Origin of the sequence: Streptomyces sp. NPDC052299 (genome assembly GCF_040679335.1) — a bacterium.
In the GTDB taxonomy this organism is placed as follows: Bacteria; Actinomycetota; Actinomycetes; order Streptomycetales; family Streptomycetaceae; genus Streptomyces.
In genome coordinates this window covers 169,806-184,258 of record NZ_JBFAUP010000016.1, presented here as the reverse complement: position 1 = coordinate 184,258, position 14,453 = coordinate 169,806, and the positions used below count along the sequence as shown (strand labels likewise).

Annotated in this window: 15 protein-coding genes; 5 read left to right on the top strand and 10 right to left on the bottom strand. The window is 73.4% G+C overall.

Features of this window, described 5'->3' with window-relative positions; genetic code table 11:
• The 3 genes from AB0L33_RS26095 to AB0L33_RS26085 form a co-directional block, all read right to left on the bottom strand.
• The coding region (locus AB0L33_RS26095; protein WP_365685294.1) for a biotin/lipoyl-containing protein at positions 1 to 748 on the bottom strand (748 nt) is incomplete at its 3' end.
• Between the two features lie 59 nt (positions 749 to 807).
• Positions 808 to 2,196 (bottom strand): dihydrolipoyl dehydrogenase, encoded by a 1,389-nt coding sequence (lpdA, locus tag AB0L33_RS26090; RefSeq protein WP_365685293.1) that lies wholly within the window; start codon positions 2,194 to 2,196, stop codon positions 808 to 810.
• A gap of 327 nt (positions 2,197 to 2,523) precedes the next feature.
• A complete protein-coding gene (locus AB0L33_RS26085; RefSeq protein WP_365685291.1) occupies positions 2,524 to 4,077 on the bottom strand; it encodes a leucyl aminopeptidase in 1,554 nt (517 codons plus the stop codon).
• 236 nt (positions 4,078 to 4,313) lie between these two features.
• Here AB0L33_RS26085 and AB0L33_RS26080 point away from each other — a divergent pair, with 236 nt between their 5' ends.
• The gene (locus AB0L33_RS26080) at positions 4,314 to 5,162 is read left to right on the top strand and encodes an endo alpha-1,4 polygalactosaminidase (protein WP_365685289.1); all 849 of its coding nucleotides are present in this window, start codon (positions 4,314 to 4,316) and stop codon (positions 5,160 to 5,162) included.
• Between the two features lie 9 nt (positions 5,163 to 5,171).
• Here AB0L33_RS26080 and AB0L33_RS26075 read toward each other — a convergent pair whose 3' ends face one another.
• Positions 5,172 to 5,951 (bottom strand): adenosylcobinamide-GDP ribazoletransferase, encoded by a 780-nt coding sequence (locus AB0L33_RS26075; RefSeq protein ID WP_365685287.1) that lies wholly within the window; start codon positions 5,949 to 5,951, stop codon positions 5,172 to 5,174.
• Between the two features lie 87 nt (positions 5,952 to 6,038).
• On the opposite strand from AB0L33_RS26075, the gene AB0L33_RS26070 reads away from it, so the two are divergent.
• Positions 6,039 to 6,800, top strand: coding sequence for a hypothetical protein (locus AB0L33_RS26070; protein ID WP_365685286.1), 762 nt, complete (start codon positions 6,039 to 6,041; stop codon positions 6,798 to 6,800).
• On the opposite strand, the gene AB0L33_RS26065 is transcribed toward AB0L33_RS26070, so the two are convergent.
• From AB0L33_RS26065 to AB0L33_RS26055, 3 genes are all read right to left on the bottom strand, one after another.
• Entirely contained in the window at positions 6,701 to 7,468 is a 768-nt protein-coding gene (locus AB0L33_RS26065; protein WP_365685284.1) for a hypothetical protein, read from the bottom strand. The genes AB0L33_RS26070 and AB0L33_RS26065 overlap by 100 nt on opposite strands.
• 49 nt (positions 7,469 to 7,517) lie before the next feature.
• A complete protein-coding gene (locus AB0L33_RS26060; RefSeq protein WP_365685282.1) occupies positions 7,518 to 8,606 on the bottom strand; it encodes a nicotinate-nucleotide--dimethylbenzimidazole phosphoribosyltransferase in 1,089 nt (362 codons plus the stop codon).
• 134 nt (positions 8,607 to 8,740) lie between these two features.
• The gene (locus tag AB0L33_RS26055) at positions 8,741 to 9,946 is read right to left on the bottom strand and encodes a bifunctional adenosylcobinamide kinase/adenosylcobinamide-phosphate guanylyltransferase (protein ID WP_365685280.1); all 1,206 of its coding nucleotides are present in this window, start codon (positions 9,944 to 9,946) and stop codon (positions 8,741 to 8,743) included.
• A 105-nt stretch (positions 9,947 to 10,051) separates the two neighbouring features.
• On the opposite strand from AB0L33_RS26055, the gene AB0L33_RS26050 reads away from it, so the two are divergent.
• Complete coding sequence (locus AB0L33_RS26050) at positions 10,052 to 10,264, top strand: hypothetical protein (protein ID WP_365685278.1); 213 nt, start codon at positions 10,052 to 10,054, stop codon at positions 10,262 to 10,264.
• A 64-nt stretch (positions 10,265 to 10,328) separates the two neighbouring features.
• Here the strand turns inward: AB0L33_RS26050 and AB0L33_RS26045 are convergent, their stop codons facing one another.
• From AB0L33_RS26045 to AB0L33_RS26035, 3 genes are all read right to left on the bottom strand, one after another.
• On the bottom strand, positions 10,329 to 11,420 hold the full coding sequence (locus tag AB0L33_RS26045; protein ID WP_365685276.1) for a trypsin-like peptidase domain-containing protein: 1,092 nt from the start codon (positions 11,418 to 11,420) through the stop codon (positions 10,329 to 10,331).
• 144 nt (positions 11,421 to 11,564) lie between these two features.
• Positions 11,565 to 12,299 (bottom strand): methyltransferase domain-containing protein, encoded by a 735-nt coding sequence (locus tag AB0L33_RS26040; RefSeq protein ID WP_365685312.1) that lies wholly within the window; start codon positions 12,297 to 12,299, stop codon positions 11,565 to 11,567.
• A gap of 107 nt (positions 12,300 to 12,406) precedes the next feature.
• Positions 12,407 to 13,006, bottom strand: a complete 600-nt coding sequence (locus AB0L33_RS26035; RefSeq protein ID WP_365685273.1) for a DUF3043 domain-containing protein — start codon at positions 13,004 to 13,006, stop codon at positions 12,407 to 12,409.
• Positions 13,007 to 13,280: 274 nt separating this feature from the next.
• On the opposite strand from AB0L33_RS26035, the gene AB0L33_RS26030 reads away from it, so the two are divergent.
• Positions 13,281 to 14,057 carry a PspA/IM30 family protein gene (locus tag AB0L33_RS26030; protein WP_365685271.1) on the top strand — a complete coding sequence of 259 codons (777 nt, stop codon included), beginning with the start codon at positions 13,281 to 13,283 and terminating at the stop codon, positions 14,055 to 14,057.
• A 9-nt stretch (positions 14,058 to 14,066) separates the two neighbouring features.
• Positions 14,067 to 14,345: a hypothetical protein gene (locus AB0L33_RS26025; RefSeq protein ID WP_018103572.1), complete on the top strand. Its 279-nt coding sequence runs from the start codon at positions 14,067 to 14,069 to the stop codon at positions 14,343 to 14,345.
• Positions 14,346 to 14,453: the final 108 nt, after the last annotated feature.

Below are 14,453 nucleotides of genomic sequence, written 5' to 3'. Positions count from 1 at the left end.
CAACATCAGCAGAAGTTCGGCGGCGGACAGTCCGCGCGGGTCGGCGAAGAAGCTGCGCGAGAACACCTCCCGCGGGGGCCGGAGCCTCCTGGGCCGGGGCGGGCTGGGCCGGGGCCGCGGCCTGGGCCGGAGCGGCACCGGGCGCACCGATGACGGCGAGCTTGGCGCCGACCTCGGCGGTCTCGTCCTCGCCGACCACGATCTCCAGCAGCACACCGGCGACCGGGGCGGGGATCTCGGTGTCGACCTTGTCCGTGGAGACCTCGAGCAGCGGCTCGTCCTCCGCGACCTCCTCGCCGACCTCCTTCAGCCAGCGGGTGACGGTGCCCTCGGTGACGCTCTCGCCGAGCGCCGGAAGGGTGACGTCGGTGCCGGAGGCGCCACCGGCCGGGGCGGCGGCCGGAGCCTCGGCCGCGGGGGCCGGAGCGGCAGGGGCCTCGGCGGCGGGGGCCTCGGCGGGAGCCGTGGCCGGCTCGGCGGCCGGGGCGGCCGCGGGGGCCGGGGCGCCCGAGCCGTCGTCGATGATGGCCAGCTCGGCGCCGACCTCGACGGTCTCGTCCTCGGCGACCTTGATGGACGACAGGACGCCCGAGGCGGGGGCGGGGATCTCGGTGTCGACCTTGTCGGTCGAGACCTCGAGCAGCGGCTCGTCGGCCTCGACGCGCTCGCCCTCGGCCTTCAGCCAGCGGGTGACAGTGCCCTCGGTGACGCTCTCGCCGAGCGCCGGAAGGGTTACGGAAACCGACATGGTTTCAGTTGCTCCTTACGAAAATGCGGAAGTGGTCGGTCGTCGCGCCCGGTCGACGGTCAGTCGTGGGAGTGAAGCGGCTTGCCGGCGAGCGCCAGGTGCGCCTCGCCCATCGCCTCGTTCTGCGTCGGGTGGGCGTGGATGAGCTGGGCCACCTCGGCCGGCAGCGCCTCCCAGTTGTAGATCAGCTGGGCTTCGCCGACCTGCTCGCCCATACGGTCACCGACCATGTGGACGCCGACCACGGCACCGTCCTTGACCTGGACGAGCTTGATCTCGCCCGCGGTCTTGAGGATCTTGCTCTTGCCGTTGCCCGCGAGGTTGTACTTCAGCGCGACGACCTTGTCCGCGCCGTAGAGCTCCTTGGCCTTGGCCTCGGTGATGCCGACGGAGGCGACCTCGGGGTGGCAGTACGTGACGCGGGGGACACCGTCGTAGTCGATCGGGACGGTCTTGAGCCCGGCCAGCCGCTCCGCGACGAGGATGCCCTCGGCGAAGCCGACGTGCGCCAGCTGGAGCGTCGGGACCAGGTCGCCCACGGCCGAGATCGTCGGAACGTTGGTGCGCATGTACTCGTCCACCAGGACGTAGCCGCGGTCCATGGCGACCCCGGCCTCCTCGTAGCCGAGGCCCTGCGAGACCGGGCCGCGGCCGATCGCGACCAGCAGCACCTCCGCCTCGAAGGTCTTGCCGTCGGCGAGGGTCACGCGGACGCCGTCCTGCGTGTACTCGGCGCTCTGGAAGAACGTGCCGAGGTTGAACTTGATGCCGCGCTTGCGGAAGGCGCGCTCAAGAAGCTTCGAGCTGTTCTCGTCCTCGACCGGGACGAGGTGCTTCAGGCCCTCGACGATCGTCACGTCGGAGCCGAAGGAGGTCCACGCCGAGGCGAACTCGACGCCGATGACGCCGCCGCCCAGCACGATCGCGGACTTCGGGACGCGGTCCAGCTTCAGCGCGTGGTCCGAGGAGATGATGCGGTTGCCGTCGATCTCCAGGCCCGGCAGCGACTTCGGCACGGAGCCGGTCGCCAGGAGCACGTGGCGGCCCTGGATGCGCTGGCCGTTCACGTCCACCGAGGTGGGGGAGGAGAGCCGGCCCTCACCCTCGATGTAGTGCACCTTGCGGGAGGCGACGAGACCCTGGAGGCCCTTGTACAGGCCGGAGATCACGTCGTCCTTGTACTTGTGGACGGCCGCCATGTCGATGCCCTCGAAGGTGGCCTTGACGCCGAACTGGGCGGACTCGCGGGCCTGGTCCGCGATCTCGCCCGCGTGCAGCAGGGCCTTCGTGGGGATGCAGCCGTTGTGCAGGCAGGTGCCGCCGACCTTGCCCTTCTCGATCAGAGCGACGTCCAGGCCCAGCTGCGCTCCGCGCAGGGCCGCGGCGTACCCGCCGCTACCACCGCCGAGGATCACTAGGTCGAAAACGGTGCTGGCGTCGTTCGCCACGTCACGTCCTCCATGCATGTGCGCCGTACGCCGGGCCCCGTCCTCGGGGTGTTACCGGCCGGTCGGCTGGTGTGCGGCCGCTTTGTCTTCGGCCCTGTGGTGGGGGCCCTGTCCTGCCGAGAACCCATCTTCGCACTTGTTGACGGTGGGCGGGACGCGGGGCCCGTGTCCGGGGCGGACGATCGTCCGTCCCGGGGGCTTGCCGCAGGGTACGGAACCGGTGATTTCGTCCAGAGCGAAACACCCGGCCCGGCCGCGGCGCCATGGGTCAAACACCTACGGCCCCGGACGTATGCCCGGGGCCGTACGGGGTGAGCCGCGGCCCGGTCAGCCGAGGTCGCCGGCGGCGGTGCGCTCCGCCAGCTTCACCAGCGTGCGGACGGCCGAGCCGGTGCCGCCCTTGGGCGTGTAGCCGTACGGGGCGCCCTCGTGGAAGGCGGGGCCCGCGATGTCCAGGTGCGCCCAGGCGATGCCCTCGCCCACGAACTCCTTCAGGAACAGACCGGCCACCAGGCCGCCGCCCATCCGCTCGCCCATGTTGGCGATGTCGGCGGTCGAGGAGTCCATGCCCTTGCGCAGGTCGGCCGGGAGCGGCATCGGCCAGGACGCCTCGCCGACCTCCTCCGCGATCTCGTGGATCGAGGTACGGAAGGCGTCGTCGTTGGACATGATGCCGAAGGTGCGGTTGCCCAGGGCCAGCACCATCGCGCCGGTCAGGGTCGCCACGTCGACGATCGCGTCCGGGTTCTCCTCCGAGGCGCGGGTCAGCGCGTCGGCCAGGACGAGCCGGCCCTCGGCGTCGGTGTTCAGGACCTCGACGGTCTTGCCGCTGTACATGCGCAGGACGTCACCCGGGCGAGTGGCGCTGCCCGACGGCATGTTCTCGGCGAGCGCCAGCCAGCCGGTGACGTTGACGCGCAGGCCCAGACGGGCGGCGGAGACGACGGTCGCGAACACGGCGGCGGCGCCGGCCATGTCGCACTTCATCGTCTCGTTGTGACCGGCCGGCTTCAGCGAGATGCCGCCCGAGTCGTAGGTGATGCCCTTGCCGACGAGGGCCAGGGTCTTCTCCGCCTTCGGGTGCGTGTAGGCGAGCTTCACCAGGCGCGGGCCGCGCTCCGCGCCCTGGCCGACGCCCAGGATGCCGCCGTAGCCGCCCTTGACGAGCGCCTTCTCGTCCAGCACCTGCACCTTGATGCCGTGCTCCTTGCCGGCGGCGGAGGCCACGGCGGCGAAGGACTCGGGGTACAGGTCGTTGGGCGGGGTGTTGACCAGGTCGCGGGCGCGGTTGATCTCCTCGGCGAGGGCGATCGCGCGCTCGGCGGCGGCCTTGAACGCCTTGTCGCGGGGCTTGGCACCGAGCACGGCGACCTCGGCCAGCGCCTGCTTCGCGCCGGCGGGCTTCGCGTCCTTGGGCGCCAGCTTGTTCTCGCCGGCCTGGTAGGCGGTGAAGGCGTACGCGCCGAGCAGGGCGCCCTCCGCGATGGCCTCGGCGTCCTCGACGGACCCGATGGGCAGCGCGAAACCGGCCTTCTTCGAACCGGCCAGCGAGCGGGCGGCGGCACCGGCCGCCCGGCGCAGCGTCTCGGCGTCGTACGCGCCGTCCTTCTCCGGGGCCTTGCCGAGGCCGGCCGCGATGACGACGGGGGCCTTCAGGCCCTCGGGGGCGGGGACCTTCGTCAGCTCGCCCTCGGCACCCGAGGCGCCCAGGGTCGCCAGGACGGCGGCGAGCTTCCCGCCGAACGCCTTGTCCACGGCCTCGGCGCCCGGTGCGAGGACCAGGTCCCCAGGCTTGGATCCAGCGCCCTTGGCGACGCCCACGACAAGGGCGTCGGCGCGCAGCGTCGCCGCACCGGCAGTGCTGAGAGTGAGAGCAGTCACGGTGGTGAAATCTCGCTTCCGTTGAGTTCGTTTCGGTCGAGTGGGTGGGCCGACCGTGCCCGGCGCATCGTAGACGCGGCCGCAATGTGCCGGGAATGAGCCTACGCGCGCCTTTGCTGCCCGCTCACGGCGGCGGGCCGTAGCCGTCGTACGGTGGTGGGCCCGGGCGGACCGACCCGGGGGAACGGGCTCCGGACGCATGGACGTTGGCGGGAGCCGGGGGACATGGGAGAACGATGCGCGACCGGACGGCCGCCCGGGTGAGCGGGGCACGCGGCGCCCTCGCCGCCACCGCACTGATGGTGCTCGCGGCGCTCGCGGGCTGCTCCGCGGAGCAGGAACCGCCCCCGGCGGGGAAGGAATCCGCCTCCGCGCACCCGCGCTGGCGCCCGGCGCCCGGCACGGACTGGCAGTGGCAGCTCTCCGGCAAGCTCGACACCTCGGTGGACGCCCCGGTGTACGACATCGACGGCTTCGACCGGACGGCGGCCGAGGTCGCCGCGCTGCACCGCAAGGGCCGCAAGGTCATCTGCTACCTGTCCACCGGGGCCTGGGAGGACTTCCGCCCGGACGCGGCCCGTTTCCCCACCGCCGTCCTCGGCAAGGGCAACGGCTGGAAGGGCGAGCGCTGGCTCGACATCCGGCGCACCGAGGTCCTGGAACCGCTGATGGAGACCCGGATCGCGATGTGCGCGAAGAAGGGCTTCGACGCGGTCGAGCCGGACAACATGGACGGCTACCGCAACAAGAGCGGCTTCCCGCTGACCGCCGCCGACCAGCTGCGCTACAACCGCCTGATCGCCCGCCTGGTCCACCGCCACGGCATGTCCGTCGGCCTCAAGAACGACCTCCCGCAGATCCCGGAGCTGGTCGGGGACTTCGACTTCGCGGTCAACGAGCAGTGCGCGCAGTACGAGGAGTGCGAGGAGCTGACCCCGTTCGTGGCGGCGGGCAAGGCGGTCTTCCACGTGGAGTACGAGCTGCCGGCGGCGGAGTTCTGCGCCCAGTCCCGGAAGCTGGGGCTCAGCTCGCTGCGCAAGGAGTACGAGCTGGACGCCGGGCGGGAAACCTGCGCGAAGGGCTGACGGGCCGCCTCAGCCCAGCGCCAGGCACACCAGCGTCACCGTCGCCGCCGTCTCCGCCAGCGCCCCGAACACGTCCCCGGTCACCCCGCCGAACCGCCGCACGCAGTGGCGCAGCAGCACCCCGGCCACCACCGGCGCGGCCACCGCGGCCAGGGCGTACCGCAGCGCCCCGTACCCGCCCAGCAGCGCCCCGGCCCCCGCGCACCCCGCCACCACCACGAGCCCCACCGCCGCCGCTCCGGCCGCCGGGACCGTACCGGCGACGGCCGCGCCCAGGCCCTCCGGGCGGGCCGCCGGGACGCCGCGCCGGGAGGCCAGGGTGAGCGCGAGCCGGGCGACGACGGCGGAGGCGGCGGCCGCCACCGCGCCCTGCGCCCAGCCCTCCGCGTACAGCCGCTGCAGGGCGGCCACCTGGGCCAGCAGCGCGAAGAGCAGGGTGATCACGCCGAACGGGCCGATGTCCGACTGCTTCATGATCCGCAGCGCGTCGTCGGCCGGCCTGCCGCTGCCCAGGCCGTCCGCGGTGTCCGCGAGACCGTCCAGATGGAGGCCCCGGGTGAGCGCCGCCGGCACGGCGGCCGAGGCGACCGCGGCGAGCAGCGGGCCCGCCCCGCCCCACAGCAGCAGGCTGCCGGGAACCGCCGCGAGGACACCGACGACCAGCCCGGCCAGGGGAGCGCACAGCATCCCGGCACGGGCGGTCTCCCGGTCCCAGCGGGTGACGCGGACGGGGAGGACGGTCAGGGTGCCGAAGGCGAAACGCAGGCCGTGGCTGTTCAGGGAGGTCACGGCGCGCAGGCTAATCGGTGGGGGTGGCCGCTAGATTGACCGAATGCCGCATAACGGGGCGCAGGTGGACGAGTGGGAGTGCGTGGCATGGGTCACTGGTTCGATCAGAACTTCGTCGAGCCGGGCAAGCTGCCCCTGCTCCTGGCCCTGACCGCCTTCGTGCTGACCTTCGCGGTCACCCGGCTCATCACCCGCATGATCAGGGCCGGGAAGGGGCCGTTCCGCAACATCACGCCCGGCGGCGTCCACATCCACCACGTGGTCCCCGGCGTGGTGCTGAGCGTGGTCGGCGGATTCGGTGCGGTGGCGAGCGGGCGGCACGGGGTCACGGCCGGGATCTGCGCGGTCGTCTTCGGTGCCGGCGCGGGCCTGGTGCTGGACGAGTTCGCCCTGATCCTCTACCTGGACGACGTGTACTGGTCCGAGGAGGGGCGCCGGAGCGTGGAGGTCGTCGTGCTCACGGCGGCCCTGGTGCTGCTGGTGCTCGGCGGGTTCTCGCCGCTGGGCGTCAACGACCTGAGCGACGATCAGCAGCAGGGCCGGCTGGGGGCCGTGCTCACCGTCGTCATCAACTTCTGCTTCGTGCTGATCACCCTGTTCAAGGGCAAGGCGCGGATGGCGGTGGTCGGCACGCTGGTCCCGTTCGTGGCCCTGATCGGCGCGATCCGGCTGGCCCGGCCGACCTCGCTGTGGGCGCGGCGGTTCTACCGCAACCGGCACCGCGCCCGCTCCCGTGCGGTGCTGCGGGCCTACCACCACGACGTGCGCTGGGTCGGCCCGCGCCGCAGGTTCCAGGACCTGATCGGCGGGGCGCCGGACCGGGTCCCGCTCCCGCCCTCCAAGCCCTGACCGCCCCGAGGCCGCCGCCCGCGGAGTGCCGGGACCGCGCACAGCACGAGCGCCGCCGCGATGGCCGCCAGGTGTTCCCGGCCCGCCAGGTTGTCCTTGACCACGGTCTCGGCCACCATCGCCACGATCACCGCCGCCCCGGTGACGCGCGCCCCGTACGCGCAGCAGACGCAGACCGCCAGCGCGACGACCGCCGCCGAGGGCCCGGTGTCCACGATCCGCGCGTCGGACGCGGGCAGCCCGGCGAACGCGTCCGGTCCGGCCGCGATGCCGATCCGCGCGTACAGCGTCCCGGCCAGGGTCGCCGCGTACGCGATCAGCAGGGTCCGCCACCGGCCGAGGCAGACCTCCGCGACCCCGAACACCACCAGCATCTGCGCCAGCGCGCCCCACACCGGCAGGTCCGGCGCGGGTACGAACAGCGACAACGGGGTGCGCAGCAGGGCCGACCAGAGCGGATCGTCGGCCCGGACCGCGCCCAGCGTCTGCACCGGGCCGTAACCCCAGGGCCGGTTCTGCACCACCTGGAGCAGCCCCGTCAGCGCCACCGACGCCAGGGCCAGGGACACGGCCCGCGGCCCCCGGGAGGCGAGTGGCGCCCGTACGGCCGACCACAGCGGGCCCCACTCCCGGCGGGCGGCCCGGCGCAGATCCTGACCGACGGTCATTCCGGGATCATATGGGCCTGGCGCGCACCAGGGGGGCCCGCAGCCGGCGTCAGTCCGTCGCGTCGTCCTTCTCGTCGTCCGCGCCGCCCTCCGCCGGCTCCGGCTCCCGCTCGGGCAGCTCCGCGGCCAGCGCGGCGGCGGCCTGGACGAAGGGGAGGGCGAGCAGCGCCCCGCAGCCCTCGCCGACGATGACGCCGTGATCGAGCAGCGGGTTGAGCGCCATCCGGTCGAGGGCCTTGGCCTGCGCAGGCTCCCCGCTCAGCTGGCCCGCCAGCCACCAGTCCGGCGCCCGGAAAGCGGCCCGCTGGCCGACCAGCGCCGCCGCGGCGCCGACCACCCCGTCCAGGACCACGGGCAGCCGCCGCACCGCGCACTGGAGCAGGAAGCCGGTCATCGCCGCCAGGTCCGCGCCGCCCACGGTGGCCAGCAGCTCCAGCTGGTCGCCCAGGACCGGCCGGGCCCGGCGCAGCGCGTCACGGATCGCCGCGCACTTGCGCATCCACGCCAGATCGTCGATCCCGGCACCGCCGCGCCCGGTCACCACCGAGGCGTCCGTGCCGCACAGCGCGGCGATCAGCGTGGCCGCCGCCGTCGTGCCGCCCACGCTCAGGTCGCCGAGCAGCACCAGGTCGGTGCCCGAGTCGGCCTCCTCGTCGGCCACCGCGATCCCGAGCCGCACCGCGGCCTCGGCCTCCTCGGCCGTCAGCGCGTCCTCCACGTCGATGCGGCCGCTGCCGCGCCGCACCCGGGTCCGCACGACGGCCTCCGGCAGCAGCTCGGGGTCGCAGTCGAGACCGGCGTCCACGATCCGCACCGGCACCGAGAACCGGCGGGCCAGGACCGCCAGCGGGGTCGAGCCGTCCAGCGTGGCCCGGACCAGCTCGTGCGCGGTGGAGGCCGCTCGGCCGGACACATCGAGCGCGGCGACCCCGTGGTCACCCGCGAACAGCACCACGCGCGGCTGCTCGACCGTCCGCACCGGCGCGGCCTGCTGCGCGGTCGACAGCCACTCGCCCAGCTCGTCCAGACGGCCCAGGGCGCCCGGCGGCACGATGAACCGCTCCCGGCGTTCCTCGGCGTCGCGCCGTACGCCCCCGTCGGGGCGCTCGATCAGGTCGGAGAAGTCGTCCAGATTCACGGGGGTCTGCCTCGCGGGTCGATACGGGGAGTGGTCCGGGGAGCCCGGCGGCGGGCTCCCTGCGGAACAGTACCCGCCGCGTTTTCCGGGCCCGCCCGGTACGGCCCGAGCCTCCGGCCCGCGGCCCCGCCGCCTCAGCCGCGCAGCGCCAGCGCCTGGCCGGCCACCACCAGCAGCACCTGCTCGCACTCCCCGGCCACCGCCGCGTTCAGGCGGCCCAGCTCGTCCCGGAAGCGCCGCCCGGCCGCGGTCGCCGGCACCACTCCGGAACCGGTCTCGTTGGTCACCAGGACCACCGTGCGCCGCGTCCCGCGCACCGCCGCCACCAGCTCCGCCGTCCTGGCCCGCAGCGCCCGCTCGCCGCCCGCCTCCCACGCCGCGTCGTCCCAGGCGTCCACCCGGTCCATCGCGTCGGTCAGCCACAGGGACAGGCAGTCGATGAGCAGGGGAGGCCCGTCCGACGCCAGCAGCTCCGCCAGCTCGCAGGTCTCCTCGGTGCGCCAGGCGGCCGGCCGCCGCTCCCGGTGCAGCCCGACCCGGGCCGCCCAGTCCGCGTCCCCGTCCCGGTCGCCGCCCGTCGCCACGTACACCACTTCCGGATACGTCTCCAGGCGCCGTTCCGCCTCGACGGACTTCCCGGAACGGGCGCCGCCGGTGACCAGGGTGCGCCGGGGGACCGCCGCGGCCGGGGCGCGGAAGCCGCCGACCGCCAGCGTCGTGCCGTCCGGTACCGCCCGCGCCCCGGCGGCGGCGAGCCGGCGCTCCAGCTCGGGGGCGGGCGGCGCGTCGTGGCCCAGGTGGACGGCGATCAGCTCGGTGGCGGGCCCGATCGCCTCGACGGCCCGCAGCCGTGCCACCGCGTCGGGCCGCCCGGTCACGTCCGCGGCGACCAGGTCGTACGGCTGCGCCACCGGGTCCGTCAGCCCGGCCGGTGCGCCGCCCGGCGGGAGGTACAGCAGCCGGCTGCCCTCCGGTGAGGTCACCTCGTAACCCGTACCGGGAGCGTCCATCGGCACCGCCCGCACCCGGTGGCCGCTGATCAGCGTCAGCACCCGCCCGTCCGGGACCCGGCCCGCCGGGGGGAGCCCGTGGGGCAGCTCGACGGCGGGTCCGTCGTGGGGGTGGGTCAGGAGCACCTGGCGCACGCCGGTGAGCGAGTGGCCGGCGCGGGCGGCGGCGAACACCGCCCCGGGCGTGAGATCGAGCAGCAGCGCGTCGTCGACCAGGAGCGAGGTCGCGGCCCGGCTGCCGGTACCGCGGGCGAGGGCGCAGGCGGCGCAGGGGCAGTCGGGCCGCGGCAGCCCGTCGGGGGCTCCGGTGCCGAGCAGAGTCAGTTCCACGTTCCGATCCTGCCGCGTCGCCGGGCGCGGTGCGCGACGTGGGCTCTCGAAGATCCGCCGCGCAAGCTCTAGGCTGCCGACGGGAACGACTTACGGGAGGCGCACATGGCGTGGACGTGGCGGTTCGAGAAGTCCGACGGTACGGAGACGGAGCCGGCCCTGCGGCCGGAGGAGTTCACGACCCAGGGCGACGCGGAGTCCTGGATCGGTGAGTACTGGAAGGAACTCCTGGACGGCGGGGCGGACCAGGTCACGCTCTACGACGACGGGACGAAGATCTACGGCCCGATGAGCCTCCAGGCGGACGCGGCGGGCTGACGGCACACGGCTGCCGCCGGGCGGGACCTGGCGGACCCGCCCGGCGGCAGCCGTCTTCGTACGCTCAGATCTCGCCGAGGGTGACCTCGGCCGTCTTCTGCGTACTCCCGCGGGTGTACGTCACCTTCGCCTTCTGGCCCGGCTTGTGACCGGCCAGCGCCTCGGAGAGCGAGGTGATCGTGGTGACCTTCGTGTCGTCCACCTTCACGATGATGTCGCCGGCCCGCAGCCCCGCCTTGTCGGCCGCGCCGCCGTTCTGCACGCTGACGATCGCGACGCCCGCCGGGCGGTAGTCGTCGTTGACGACCGTGCGGCCGGTGATGTCGAGCGCCGCCCGGCCCGAGTCGGTGACCTTGCCGTTCTTGATGATCTGGTCCGCGACCGTCCGCACCATCGAGGCCGGGATGGCGAAGCCGATCCCGGGCGCCGCGCTGTCGCCCATCTGCGGGTCGGACGCGGCGAGCGTCGGGATGCCGATGACCTGGCTGTCCAGGTTCACCAGCGCCCCGCCGCTGTTGCCCGGGTTGATCGCCGCCGAGGTCTGCACCATGTTGGCGATGGTCGCCCCGGTGCCACCGCCCGAGCGGCTCTCGCTCACGGTCCGGCCGAGGGCCGAGACGATGCCCTGGGTGACGCTGCTGGACAGACCGAGCGGCGAGCCCATCGCCAGCACGATCTGCCCGACCGCGACCTTCTCGGAGTCGCCGAACTTCGCGGGCCGCAGCCCGTCGGGCACCTCGTCCAGCTTGATGACGGCCAGGTCCTGCTGGGGGTAGGCGGCGACCAGCGACGCCTTCAGCACCTTCTCGCCGGTGGCCACGGTGACCTTGAACGACTTCTCGTCGCCGACGACGTGCGCGTTGGTGACGATGTGGCCCTGGGCGTCGTAGACGACACCGGAGCCCAGGCTCTCGGAGGCGTCGATCTGCACGACCGACGGCAGTACGTCGTTGATGGTGGACTGGTACTGGCTTTGCAGATCACCGTCGGCCTTCGCGGCCGGACCGGGCTGCGCCGAGCCGGACGCCGTCGCGTCCGGCCCCGCGGCGGGAGCATCCGAACCGGAGCAACCGCTCACCAGCGCGATCGCGCAGACACCCGCGGACAGGGGCAGCAACAGCCGCCGCGCACGGCGGCGGGAGTGAATGGCATCCATGTCCGGATTATTGCTTTTGCCCTCACGGGTGGCCCGCTGAGCGCATCCAGAGGAGGAGGGGATCAAGCCCGCCCGGCGATCGAGGGCGATCTTTCAGCCCGTCCGGCGACCGAGGACAGGACGCCCGCCCGGACCCCCCCGGCCTCACCCCCGGACGCCACACAGATGCAGCAGCGCCGCGACCCCGCGATACGGGTCCGTCCGGCCCGCTCGGTCCTCCGCCGCGAGCACCCGCTCCAGCTCCGCCGCCGGCGGCAGCTCCACGTCGTTGCTCACGTTGTCCGTGAAGAGCCGCACCCCGTACCAGGCGTGCAGCGGCGCCGCGATCGAGGCCAGCGTCGCCGTCAGCGCCTCCAGCCGGTCCGCGCGCACGGACAGGCCGAGCCGGTTGGTGTACCGGTCGGAGTCGAACGCGGCCAGCGCCCCGGCGAAGTCCCCGGCCATCCCCGGCCGCATCGCCAGCGCGTCCGCGTTCCTCACCAGCAGGGACAGCAGCCCGCCCGGCGCCAGCATCCGGGCCAGGCCCGCCACCATGGCGTCCGGCTCCTGGACGTACATCAGGACACCGTGGCAGAGGACGACGTCGAAGCTGCCGGGGAGGAAGTGGACCCCGGTGTCCTGGCCGTTGCCCTCGATGAGCCGCACCCGCTCGCGGATGCCGGCCGGCTCGCCGCCCAGCGCCTCACGGGCGAGCCGCAGCATCTCCGCGTCGGACTCGAGACCGGTCACGGTGTGCCCGGCCCGGGCCAGCCGCAGCGCCTGCGTGCCCTGGCCCATGCCGACGTCCAGGATGCGCAGCCGCTGTCCGACCGGGAAGCGGGCCGCGATCTGCTCGTCCAGCTGCCGGGCGACCAGCTCCTGGCGGACGGTGTTGCGCAGGCCGGTCAGGCCCTTGGCCCAGGCCGCCGAGGCCCCGGCGAAGCCGGAGACGGCAGCGGCCGGCCGGTCGGCGGACCCACCGCCGACCGAGCCGGACGGCTCGGTGCTCAGGGCCGCTCTCCGCGCTTGACCTGCGGCTTCGGCAGACGAAGCCGACGCATCTGGAGCGTACGCATCAGCCCGTAGGCGACCGCGCCGCGCTTCGGCGTGTCCGGGAACCGCGTGTTCAGCTGCTTGCGCAGGCGGAACGCGAGCCCGATCGAGTCGATCACGATCAGCACGATCACGACCAGCCAGAGCAGCAGCGAGATGTTCTGGATGCCCTGCACCTGGATCACGCTGAGGATCAGGATGACCACGGCGAGCGGCAGGAAGTACTCCGCGATGCAGAAGCGGGAGTCCACGAAGTCGCGGACGAACCGGCGCACCGGCCCCTTGTCGCGCGCGGGCAGATAGCGCTCGTCACCATTGGCGAGCGCCTCCCGCTGCTTGGCCATGTCCACGCGGCGCGCCTCACGCTGGCGCCTCGCGGCCTCCTTGCGGTCGAGCGGCGCACCACTGGAGGCACGACGGCGCTGCGTCTGGGCCTCGCTGCGCTTGGGGGTGGGGCGACCCTTCGGGGCCTGCGGGTCGCGGGGCGTCTTGGAGAGGTCCGCCGTCACCTTGTCGGTGGGGGCCTTCTCTTCCTTGGAGCGGCTACGGAACACAAGGCCCAAGGGTACGGGGTCGCTCGCCGATCCCCGCAGGCCGCCCGGGAACGATCCGGCAACGGCCCGCGTCCTTGCCGGTGTGAGAGCAGCCGGTACGGGCCCCACCTACTCCCTGGGCCGGAGCGGGGCGGGGACACAGTCGTCCTTGGGGAGGAGCCCATCCATGCTCGAACAGTGCGGTAATAGAGACAGGGCCCGTACTGTGGGTTCTGTTGGAGTGCTGGAGCCCAGTTGAGTCAGAAGGGGGCGCGCGAAGCCCATGAGCGGTGTCATGAAGCGTATGGGGATGATCTTCCGCGCGAAGGCAAACAAGGCCCTTGACCGGGCCGAGGATCCGCGCGAGACCCTTGATTACTCGTACCAGAAGCAGCTGGAGCTGCTTCAGAAGGTGCGCCGCGGAGTCGCCGACGTGGCGACCTCGCGCAAGCGGCTGGAGCTGCAGCTGAATCAGCTGCAGGGCCAGTCCTCGAAGCTGGAGGACCAGGGACGCAAGGCGCTCGCGCTCGGCCGCGAGGACCTGGCCCGCGAGGCGCTGTCGCGCCGCGCCGCCCTCCAGCAGCAGGTCACCGACCTGGAGACGCAGCACACCACGCTCCAGGGCGAGGAGGAGAAGCTCACTCTCGCGGCCCAGCGGCTTCAGGCCAAGGTGGACGCCTTCCGCACGAAGAAGGAGACCATCAAGGCCACCTACACCGCGGCCCAGGCGCAGACCCGGATCGGGGAGGCGTTCTCCGGCATCTCCGAGGAGATGGGCGACGTCGGCCTGGCGATCCAGCGGGCCGAGGACAAGACGCAGCAGCTCCAGGCCCGCGCCGGTGCCATCGACGAGCTGCTGGCCTCCGGCGCCCTGGACGACCCGACCGGCACGGCGAAGGACGACATCGCCGCCGAGCTGGACCGGATCTCCGGTGGTACGGATGTGGAGCTGGAGCTTCAGCGCATGAAGGCCGAGCTGGCCGGCGGGTCCTCCTCGCAGCAGGCGATCGAGGGCGGCCGGCAGGACGCCCAGCAGCAGAACAGCCAGTCGCACAAATTCGACAAGAACTGAGGCGGCGTCATGATCGTACGGATCATGGGGGAGGGCCAGGTGGTCCTGGCCGACAGCCATCTCGCCGAGCTCGACAAGCTCGACGACGCCCTGCTGGCCGAGATGGAGCGCGGTGACGGGCCGGGCTTCCGCACCACGCTCCACGCGCTCCTGGCCCGGGTCCGCGAGCTCGGCTCACCCTTGCCGGACGACTCCCTGGAGCCGTCCGAGCTGATCCTCCCGTCGCCGGACGCGACCCTCGAAGAGGTGCGCGCCATGCTCAGCGACGACGGCCTGATCCCCGGCTGACGCCGACCGCACTCCAGCACCCGCACCCGTGCCCCGCGCCCGCCCGACGGACGCGGGGCACGGGCGCGTTCCGGGCCCTCCCGCCGATCACGGCCGGACCGGGCCGCG